Annotated in this window: 5 protein-coding genes and 1 pseudogene; 3 read left to right on the top strand and 3 right to left on the bottom strand. The window is 60.2% G+C overall.

The annotated features are described in order from the left end of the window. A partial coding sequence (locus tag ACIREA_RS18380; protein WP_397383790.1) for a beta strand repeat-containing protein occupies window positions 1-4,419 on the bottom strand: 4,419 nt, incomplete at its 3' end. Between the two features lie 311 nt (window positions 4,420-4,730). On the opposite strand from ACIREA_RS18380, the gene ACIREA_RS18375 reads away from it, so the two are divergent. After that, on the top strand, window positions 4,731-5,963 hold the full coding sequence (locus tag ACIREA_RS18375) for an argininosuccinate synthase (RefSeq protein ID WP_397383789.1): 1,233 nt from the start codon (window positions 4,731-4,733) through the stop codon (window positions 5,961-5,963). Between the two features lie 366 nt (window positions 5,964-6,329). Then, window positions 6,330-6,512 (top strand): annotated as a pseudogene (locus tag ACIREA_RS18370) (YciI family protein); the annotation flags it as partial. Window positions 6,513-6,614: 102 nt separating this feature from the next. Here ACIREA_RS18370 and ACIREA_RS18365 read toward each other — a convergent pair. Together ACIREA_RS18365 and ACIREA_RS18360 are read right to left on the bottom strand one after the other, a co-directional pair. After that, on the bottom strand, window positions 6,615-7,049 hold the full coding sequence (locus tag ACIREA_RS18365; RefSeq protein WP_397383788.1) for a hypothetical protein: 435 nt from the start codon (window positions 7,047-7,049) through the stop codon (window positions 6,615-6,617). 6 nt (window positions 7,050-7,055) lie between these two features. Continuing rightward, the gene (locus tag ACIREA_RS18360) at window positions 7,056-8,276 is read right to left on the bottom strand and encodes a right-handed parallel beta-helix repeat-containing protein (RefSeq protein ID WP_397383787.1); all 1,221 of its coding nucleotides are present in this window, start codon (window positions 8,274-8,276) and stop codon (window positions 7,056-7,058) included. A gap of 88 nt (window positions 8,277-8,364) precedes the next feature. On the opposite strand from ACIREA_RS18360, the gene ACIREA_RS18355 reads away from it, so the two are divergent. Next, window positions 8,365-9,396, top strand: a complete 1,032-nt coding sequence (locus ACIREA_RS18355) for a ThuA domain-containing protein (protein WP_397383786.1) — start codon at window positions 8,365-8,367, stop codon at window positions 9,394-9,396. The last annotated feature ends 377 nt before the right edge of the window (window positions 9,397-9,773 follow it).

Raw genomic sequence — 9,773 nt, 5'->3', positions numbered from 1 at the left:
GATGGCCGAGCAGCTCGTGGTAAAGGTCAGTGCCTGCGTGCCCTGGCAGCCATTCGCATCCGTGGCGCGGATGGTCACGCTGCCGCTGGACGGAGTGGTCGGTGTGCCGCTCACCACACCCGTGCTGGTGTTGAGGGTGAGACCCGCTGGCAGCGTGCCGCTGACCAGCGCATACGTGTAGGATGCTGAGCCACCCGAAGCAGTGATCGTCTGCGAGTAAGCGACACCCACCGTCCCGGTGGCCGGAGTGGTTGGAGAAAGAGAAATGACCGGGCAGATTTGCAGCGTCACGGCCCGTGTGCCCTGGCAGCCATTGGCATCATTCACCCGCACCGTGACAGTGGTCGCCGGACTTGCGGAGGCCGTCGGCGTGCCGCTGATGACACCCGTGCTGGCATTGAGCGTCAAGCCCGCTGGCAGCGCACCACCCGTGACTGTCCACGCGCTGTAAGGAGCGATGCCACCGCTCGCGGCGAGCGTCTGCGAGTAAGCCGTTCCCACCGTGCCTGCGCTCAGTGCCGAGGGTGTGATCGTGATCGTCGGGCACACTGGCGTGAGCGTGTAAGCCAGCGTGGAGGTACAAGCATTGGCATCCGTGACACGCAGCGTGAAGATGGCCGTGGTGCTGGAATTCGGCGTGCCGCTGAGCACACCGGCGGAAGTCAGCGAAGCCCAGGTGGGTAGCGTGCCGCTGGCCAGCGTGAAGGTGTAAGGTCCGGTGCCGCCGCTGGCCGTGATGGTCTGAGTGTAAGACGTGCCCACCGTCGCCGTGGCAAGCGTGGTGGGTGAGAACGCGACGACCGGGCAGATTTGGAATGTGATCGCGCGTGATCCCTGGCAACCATTGGCATCATTCACCCGCACCGTGACGGAGGTCGAAGGGCTGGCGGAAGCCGTCGGCGTACCGCTGATGACACCCGTGCTGGCATTGAGCGTCAAGCCCGCTGGCAGCGTGCCTGCGGTGACGGTCCATGCGCTGTAAGGCGCGACACCGCCCGTGGCGGAAAGTGTCTGCGAGTAAGCGCTGCCGACCGTGCCGGTGGCGAGAGATGCGGGTGTGATGGTCACCGTCGGGCAGACCGGCGTCACAGTGAAAGAGAGCGTCGTGGAGCAGCCATTGGCATCCGTGGCCCGCACAGTGAAACTGGCTGCCGTGGTGCTGTTGGGCGTGCCGCTGAGCACCCCTGCGGAACTCAAGGTGGCCCAGGTGGGAAGCGTTCCGCTGGCCAGCGTGAAGGTGTAGGATGCGGCCCCGCCTGAAGCGGTGAGTGTCTGGGAGTAGGCCGTGCCCACGGTGGGCGTCGGCAGGATGGAAGGCGAGACGGAAATGACCGGGCAGATTTGCAGCGTCACCACCTGCGTGCCCTGGCAGCCGTAGGCATCATTCACGCGCACCGTCACGGAGGTTGAGGGACTGGCGGAGGCCGTCGGCGTACCGCTGATGACGCCGGTGCTGGCATTGAGTGTCAGACCCGCAGGCAGCGTGCCGCTGGTCACGGTCCAGGTATTATAAGCTGCGGTGCCGCCGCTTGCGCTCAGGGTCTGCGAGTAGGCGGTGCCCACCGAACCCGCAGCGAGCGTGCTCGGCGAAATGCTGATCGTCGGGCAGGCAGGTGCGAAGGTATAAGCCTGAGTGTCAAGACAGCCCGCAGCATCCGTGGCACGCACCGTGAAACTCGCCGAGGCGGCGCTGGTGGGGAGACCGCTGATCGTCCCATTGCTCGTGCTCAGAGACAGCCCCGAAGGCAGCGTGCCGCTGGTGAGCGCCCATGTGTAGGGCGAGATGCCGCCCGCAGCGCTGAGTGTTTGTGTGAAGTTGGTTCCCACCGTCGGTGTGTTGAGCGTGGGAGGAGTGACCGTCACCGCCGGGCAGGTCGGCGTGATGCTGCTGCTCAGCGTGCCGGTGCAGCCTTTGGCATCCGTGGCGCGCAGCGTGAAGCTGGTGGCGCTGGAGCTGGTGACGGTGCCCGAAATCACACCCGTGCTGGCGTTCAGCGTGAGACCGGCAGGCAGCGACCCGGTGGCCACCGCGTAGGTGTAGGGGCCGTTGCCGCCGCTGGCAGTCACCGTCTGGGAGTAAGCGGTGCCCACCGTGGGAGTGGGCAGCGTGCCTGGAGTCAGCGTGATGGTGCTGCAGGTCACATTGAACAGATAGTCTTCCACTTCACCCGGGCCGCTGGCACCCGAGGGGCCGGGATTGGTCACGGCGGTGAGCCGGAAACGTGCGCCGAGTGCCCCCACCGCGGCTGTCGCCGGCACATTGAAGGTGTAGCTCTGGCTCACATTGCTCGTGCCAGTGGGAATAATGACGTTGTTGATGATCCGGTCGCCGCTGTCCGTGAGCGATCCGTTGTTGCCAAAATCGACCCAGCCATTCAGGAAGGCTGGCGCACCGGAGGTGTTCGTCACCTTCACCGTCACACTCACGCCCGTGGCTCCCTGCACCACGCTGGCTGGCAGCGTCACGCCGTCTTCGTCATCCGTCCATGACTGGTCGTCCGCATTCGCCGCCGTATTGAAGGCTGCCGGAATGTCGTAATCAACCAGCGAGCCCATCAGCAGCGAGCTGAACACCGTGTCGCGTGCCACCGGGAACAAGGAATAATCGCCAAAGTCATCCAGCACCTGCGTGAACTCATAGCGCATGGCGCCACCGGAGATGGCGCTTGCCGCGATGCTGGAGTTCACGGTCGTGGCCACGCCGGTGGTTTTGTCCAGCGTGTACAGTGCCTTGCCCGCCTGCGCATACAGCGTGCCGTAGCCATCTGTGGAAAGACCGAACACATCGGCAATGCCCGCGCCCCCCGTGGTTTTGATCTGCCCGACAAGCTGCGTGGCCGTGCCGCCTTCAGGCACTTTGTAGAGGTAGAAGGTGTTGAATCCGCTGCCGGCCACCGTGTAGTACAATTCATTGCCGATCCATGCCAGGTCACCTGCGCTGGCGAGGGACTCACCATTCGGGGCGGTGGCCGGTGAACTGAAAGCAAGCGTCAGCGCCGTGGTGGAGCTGGTGCTCAGCGAAGCCAGATTGAAGGTGTAGATGTCGCCGTCGTTGACGCTGCTGATGTAGGGCTTGCCGGCCGAGTCAAACACCAGGCCGTTGAGGCTGTTGCCAAAACTTCCCAGCCTCGTCAAGGCACCCGTCGTCGGATTGATCTGATAGATGTTGTTGAAGTCGATGCCGTAGAGAATGCCCGATGGAGACCACGCCAGGTCAGTGAGGTAGCGGGCGCTCGAATCCCTCGTCTGACCGACGAGCACCTTGGCGCCCGTGGAGACATCATACGTTTCAAGATAGCCGGTGCTGCCAGTGCCGGAGCTGACGTAGAGCAAACTGGAGTAGCTGGTGCCTGAGGCCACCGTCATGAAATATGACTCCGTGGCGGTGCACCCGTAAGTGTCAGTGACCTGAACTGTGAAACTGGAGGTGCCCTTCGCCGTGGTCGTGCCGCTCAGCACGCCCGCGCTGCTCAGGGTAAGTCCCGCTGGCAGCGTGCCCGACGCCAGCGACCAGGTGAGCGGTGTATTCACCGAGCCCGACGCCGCCGTGGCCACCATCGTCACATTGACCGCCGTGGACAGATCCCACGACCCCATGGCAAATGGTGAGATCACATAGCTCGTGCATGTCGGCGCAAAAGTGTAGCTGCGGGTGCCGACACAGCCGCTTTGATCCACGGCCGCCACCGTGAAAGTCGCGGTGTCGCCGGAGGTGGGCGTGCCAGTCAGTGCGCCGCCTGAGCTCAGGCTCAGCCCGTCTGGCAGCGTGCCGCTGCTCACACTGAAGCTGTAAGGGGATGAGCCGCCGCTGGCGCTGATCGTCTGCGAGTAAGCTGTGCCCACAGTCGCAGTGCCCAGAGTGGTGGGACCCACCGTGATGGACGGACAGATTTGCACCAGATAATCTTCCACCTCACCATTGCCTTTCAGACCAAGGGGCGTTGGAGAGCTCGTGGAGGTCAGGCGCACGCGCATGCCCACATTGCCGACGGAGGCACCGGCCGGCACGGTGAAGTTGATGGTCCTGTTGGAATTCGAACTGCCATTGACGATCGTGGTGTTCGTGGCGACCTGCTCGCCTGAGTCAGTGAGCGAGCCGTTCTTGTTGTAGTCGATCCACGCATTGAGGAAAACGGTGGCACCACTGGTGTTCGTCACGTTCACCACCATGCTGCCCGTCGTACCCGTGACCAGACTGCTCGGGAATGTCACGCCGTCCTCATCATCCGTGCCCGTGGTGTCATCCCCTGTAGCGAGGGCATTGGAAGTGATGGCCGTTTCACTGTCGGTGGTGGCACCGATCCTGATGGTGCTCACCGTCGTGCTGCTGGCAGAGCCGAAAAGGCTGTAATCACTGAAATCCGTCGCGGCAAGAGCCCCCACCGCTGAAGCCACAAACAGGGTGATACCAGCCGTCAACGAGCGCTGGCCTCGGGCGCAACGCCTCCTCAGCCACGCGGCAGCGCGGAGAATCGAGGCAGACGACTCGCCTGTTTCTTTAGAAACATTCGAAGAAGTGCTGTATCCCAAAGGAAGACCCATGTGTTTTTTGTGAATAAAGTCATCTTAACAATACCCATTATAATTTCAATAGAAAGAACGCAATTATTTAACTTTTCCTAACCAACCGCTTTTTATCCCCCCAATTTTGTAAAAAAGGCTCACTCCGGCGCTCGACACACCTTCGATTGCCCTTATTCTCCGCGCCCCCCTCAAAAAAGCGGTCAATCATGAGCAAAAAAATCGTTCTCGCATACTCCGGCGGCCTCGACACCTCCGTCCTTCTCTCCTGGATCAAGGAAACCTACAACGCCGAGGTCATCGCCTTCTGCGCCAACGTCGGCCAGGACGATGAGCTTAAAGGCCTGAACGCCAAAGCTAAAAAGACCGGAGCCTCAAAGATCTACATCGACGACCTTCAGGAGGAGTTTGCCACCGATTTCATCTTCCCGATGATCCAGGCCGGAGCCATCTACGAAGGCGAGTACTTCCTGGGCACCAGCATCGCCCGCCCCCTCATCGCCAAGCGCATGGTGGAGATCGCCAAGGCTGAAAAGGCCGGCTTCATCGCCCACGGCGCCACCGGCAAGGGCAACGACCAGGTCCGCTTTGAGCTCACCGCCGCCGCCCTCGCCCCCGAGATCGAAATCATCGCCCCATGGCGCGATGAGCGCTTCCGCACCCAGTTCCCCGGCCGTGCCGAGATGATCGCCTACTGCGACGAGAAAAAGATCCCCGTCCAGGCCAGCGCCAAGAAGCCCTTCTCGATGGACCGTAACCTCCTGCACATCAGCTATGAGGCCGGCATTCTGGAAGACCCATGGTTCGACGCCAGCGATCCGAAGAACAAAGGCTACTTCAACACCCTCTCCGTCTTCCCCGAAGACGCTCCGGACAAGGCTGAGACCGTCATCCTCGAATTCGAAAAGGGCAACTGCATCGCCGTCAATGGCAAGCTCCTCTCCCCTCTCGGCGTCATGAAGCTCCTCAACAAGCTCGGCGGCAAGCACGGCGTCGGCCGCGTGGACATGGTGGAAAACCGCTTCGTCGGCATGAAGAGCCGCGGCGTCTACGAAACCCCCGGCGGCAGCATCCTGCACTTCGCTCATCGCCAGATCGAAAGCCTCACCATGGACCGCGAAGTCATGCACCTGCGTGACAGCCTCATCCCGAAATACGCCACCCTGGTGTACAACGGCTTCTGGTACGCCCCCGAGCGTCTCGCCCTCCAGGCCCTCGTCACCGAGAGCCAGAAGAAAGTCAGCGGCACCGTCCGTGTGAAGCTCTACAAAGGCAACATCATCCCCGCCGGCCGCAAGAGCGTCTTCAGCCTCTACAATCCGCAGATCGCCACCATGGAAGCCGACCCCACCAAGGCCTACAACCAGGACGACGCCACCGGCTTCATCCGCCTCAACGGCCTCCGCCTCAAAACCGGCGCGATCCGGGACCGCAAGAAGTAAGCCGCTTCAAGCCATCCAAGGTGTGGGGGGCTTCCCGACCCTCATCCTACAATCTCACTCACACGCCGAAGAGCATCCCTCTTCGGCGTTGTTGTTTTCCGCAACCGGCAGCCGTCGAGGCCCAAGCCCATCAAGAAAGGTGAAAGCCCCCCTCTCAACCAACGCCACCACCCCAAGGCTTGGCCAGTCACGCGCCACATTTGCAATCATAAAACCACATTACTTTATTGATTATCAATATTCAGTATCCAACACATTAAAATAATGCCTGGCATTTAGTACGTATCCTTACCCATCCCGTTCGTTTTTTCGTCACCACCACAGCGGTCTTCAAACTCGAATTAGCATTTGTCGCTGGAACACCGGCCCAACCGCACGGTCATCGACGGCCCCTTCCCTCACACTCACGAGCTCGTCGCCGGTTTCTGGCTCTGGGAGGTCAGAGACATGGATGAAGCCCTCGCCTGGGTGAAGCGCTGCCCCAATCCCATGCCGCAGCCCGGCGAACTCGAAATCCGGCCGATCTACGCGATGGATGATCTGCGGTGAATGGGCACCATTCAAGCCCGCCTGAGTGGCCATCAGGACACTAGGGCTGTATTCGTTTCACCATGCGTGAAGCCGCGAACGCCGCTCCGCATGTGCCTCACCTCACCACAGCACAAACCCCGTCTCGCCGGCGCGGCGGATGCGGGAGCTGAAGAGCACAAACATCGCTCCGAGGGAATAGGTCAGATTCGCCAGTCCCACCCACAGTGGAATCACCGAATGCGGCACCAGGGCAGCACGTGGCTCCGTGGTGTCTGGCAGGACGCGGCTCAGGAAATACAGTCCCGCACCTGCTCCCGCCAGAAACACCAGCGCCAGCAGCCAGCGGCAACACCGCTGCCCGTTCATGAAGCCATACATCACCACCAGACTCAGCCCATACCAGACCAGGGATCCGGCGAACCAGCGAAACACCTCGTGAAACAAAAACAGCGTGATCACCGCCGCTCCGAAAATCATGTGTGCCCACATGAGCTTGCGCGTGAAGTCGATTTCTTCACGGTGCTTGGCGCCTCGGTTGCGCTGCACATCAAGCATGGGAGGTCAGGGTTCGGAGGTTGGGGTTTCTTCAAGGTTGTCCTTGATCAAGACGACTGATTTGGGCGTCAAGTCGAAGCAAGCACGCTTCTTAGCAAGTTTATGGCCAATATCCATGCAAAGGTTGCATGTGATCATGACATTTTTCACCACGCCTTTACTCCATACGGCTGCGGTGGACAACCCGGAAAACGTGTTCCCATTAAGAATCAGGCCATTCACTCCGCCTTCCACCAGCACCCCCGTGCCTGCATCGATCCCCATCGGCGTCTTGGCCTCGGCAGGGCGCTTGTCCTGCCCTGCCCCTATGTAGGTGTTGCAGAAGGTGTTGCCACTGATCGTGTTGCGCTCGGAGTCCTTCCCCACCCGCACCGAAAACTCATGCGCCAGCACAAAGGTGTTCGCGCTCAGCGTGCAGCCGCAGGCATCCCGCAGATCAATGCCACCTTTGAGATGATGTGCGATCACGTTCGCACTCAGGGTGATGCCATAGCAGTCGCGGTCCAGGATGATCGCCGTGCCATTGCACTCCTCGATCATGTTGCCGCTGAGCACGGAGCCGTAGGTGTTCTCAATGATGACGCCGTTGCCCAGGTGGTCGTCGATGTTGTTCCCGTTCATGCACAGGTTGAAGGCGTCGATGCAGCGCAGCCCGTCCCAGTTCTCTTCAAAGTGGTTCGCGTTCACCACGATGTCATGCCCGCCGAGGATCTCGATCCCGCTCTTTTTGTTGTACGTGAGGATGCAGTCCGCCACGCGCGGATCTTCCGTGCAGTTCACCATGTGGATGCCATGGCCGCCATGGTGATCCACGGACACGCCTTCGAAATAGATCTCCTGGATGCCTTCGGCAAAAATGCCGTCGCCGCTCTTCTCATTGCCGCTCACTCGCAGGTCCGCCATCTGCACGCGCCAGAGCTGCGCCTTCTTGTCCGTGTCGAGAGTCGGGGGGCGCAGGATGAAGGCTGGGGCGCCCGCTTCATTCTTGTTGATGATGTGCGTGGCCGCGCCACTGCCCGCGATGCGCGTCTCCGCGGTCTTCACCCGCAGCGGCTCGGTGATCTCATAGTTCCCCGGCGGGATGGTGACCAGCCCCCCGGTTGCCGGCAAGGCATCCAGCGCAGCTTGCAAGTTGGGATGTTTGCCAGCGTCCACCGTCACCGGTGTGGCCGTTTGCGCATGAGACATCACCAGAGACAGAAACAGAAAGCAGAAGATTGTTTTCATTCATCCACAAACGCAGCCCGGCCTTCCCTTTCATGAACTTTCCACCTGCAAAAGATCTTCGCCACGCCACGTTGGTTCCTTACCACCCATGATCAAACGCCTCACGCTCCTGTTTGTCGCTGCTCTCTCGCTTTCCGCTTACGCGGAGCCGAAGAAGCTCCTCGTCGTCACTGTCACCACTGGCTTCCGTCATTCTTCCATCGAGACAGCCGAGAAAGTCCTCGCCGAACTTGGCGCCAAGTCCGGTGCCTTCACCGTCGATTTCGTCCACCAGCCCGAAGGCCAGCCGAAGAATCCCGGCAAGGCCCCCGTGCGCGGAGAAAAGGAATCCGAAGAGTCCTTCAAGGCCAAGGCTGAAGCCTTCAGCAAGGCCTCCGCAGACTTCAATGAAGCCAACAAGATCTGGAACGACAAGATCAAAGCCTACATGGCCGACAAGATGGCGCTCGACAAAATCAAAGGCTACGACGGCTTCGTCTTCGCCAACACCACCGGCGATCTCCTCCTCCCTGACCGCGACGGCTTCATCAAGCTCATCGAAGGCGGCAAGGCCTTCATCGCCATGCACTCCGGCTCCGACACCTACCACCCCTTCCGTGGCTACATCGACATGCTCGGCGGCGAATTCGAAACCCACAAATCCCAGGTCGAAATCCAGCCCGTCATTCACGACCCCGCCCATCCCATCACCAAGACCGTCCCCCTCGGCTGGAAAGTCTTCGACGAGATCTACATCATCAAGACCTTCGACAAAGCCAAGGTCCACGGCCTCCTCGGCCTGAACACCCATCCGAACCTTGAGCAGCTGAAGGCGGAAGCCGCACAGCGGAAGGAAAAGAAGATCGAAGACCCCAAGAAGGATGCCGACCTGAAGGATGTCGAAGCCCAAAAAGGCCGCTACTACCCCGTCTCCTGGTGCAAGGAAGTCGGCGCAGGCCGTGTCTATTACAACTCCCTCGGCCACCGCGAAGACGTCTGGGACCCCACATGGAAAGCCGACACTAAGGACCGCAAAAACAGCCCCGAGATCGCCGAGACCTATCAGGAGATGATCCTCGCCGGCATCAAGTGGGCGCTGAAGCTCGAAGAAGGCGTTTCCACTCCCGGCAACATTCCTTGAGGATAAAGTCAGTTTGATTCAAGCCAGGGCGCTGTGGAAACACAGCGCCTTTTTTTGTTTATCCTTTACGCCCCGTCTGTCCTTTTTCCTTTTACCTCCAAAATCACTAATGGCCGCCCCTTTATAAAACTCGGAAAAACATACACAAATTCGTAGGAATTACGTTGCCTTACACACCAAACTAAATGACAAAGGGTTTAAGCATTTCAAAAAATGAGCTGGGCCGCCACACAGAAAAGCATTCAATCTACTCAACGACGTGAAGAGCGCGAAGCCCGGAAGAGGCAAAAGGAGCTTGAGCAGTTGCTCAAAGAACAAGCAAAGCTCTCATTGCAGGAACGGGCACGCATGGAGGTTGCAGCGCACGAAAATTTGAT

This window comes from Prosthecobacter sp., from assembly GCF_044373815.1.
Taxonomy (GTDB): domain Bacteria; phylum Verrucomicrobiota; class Verrucomicrobiia; order Verrucomicrobiales; family Verrucomicrobiaceae; genus Prosthecobacter.
Note: the sequence above shows the minus strand (reverse complement) of the source record. Positions and strands in the feature narration are given on the sequence as shown.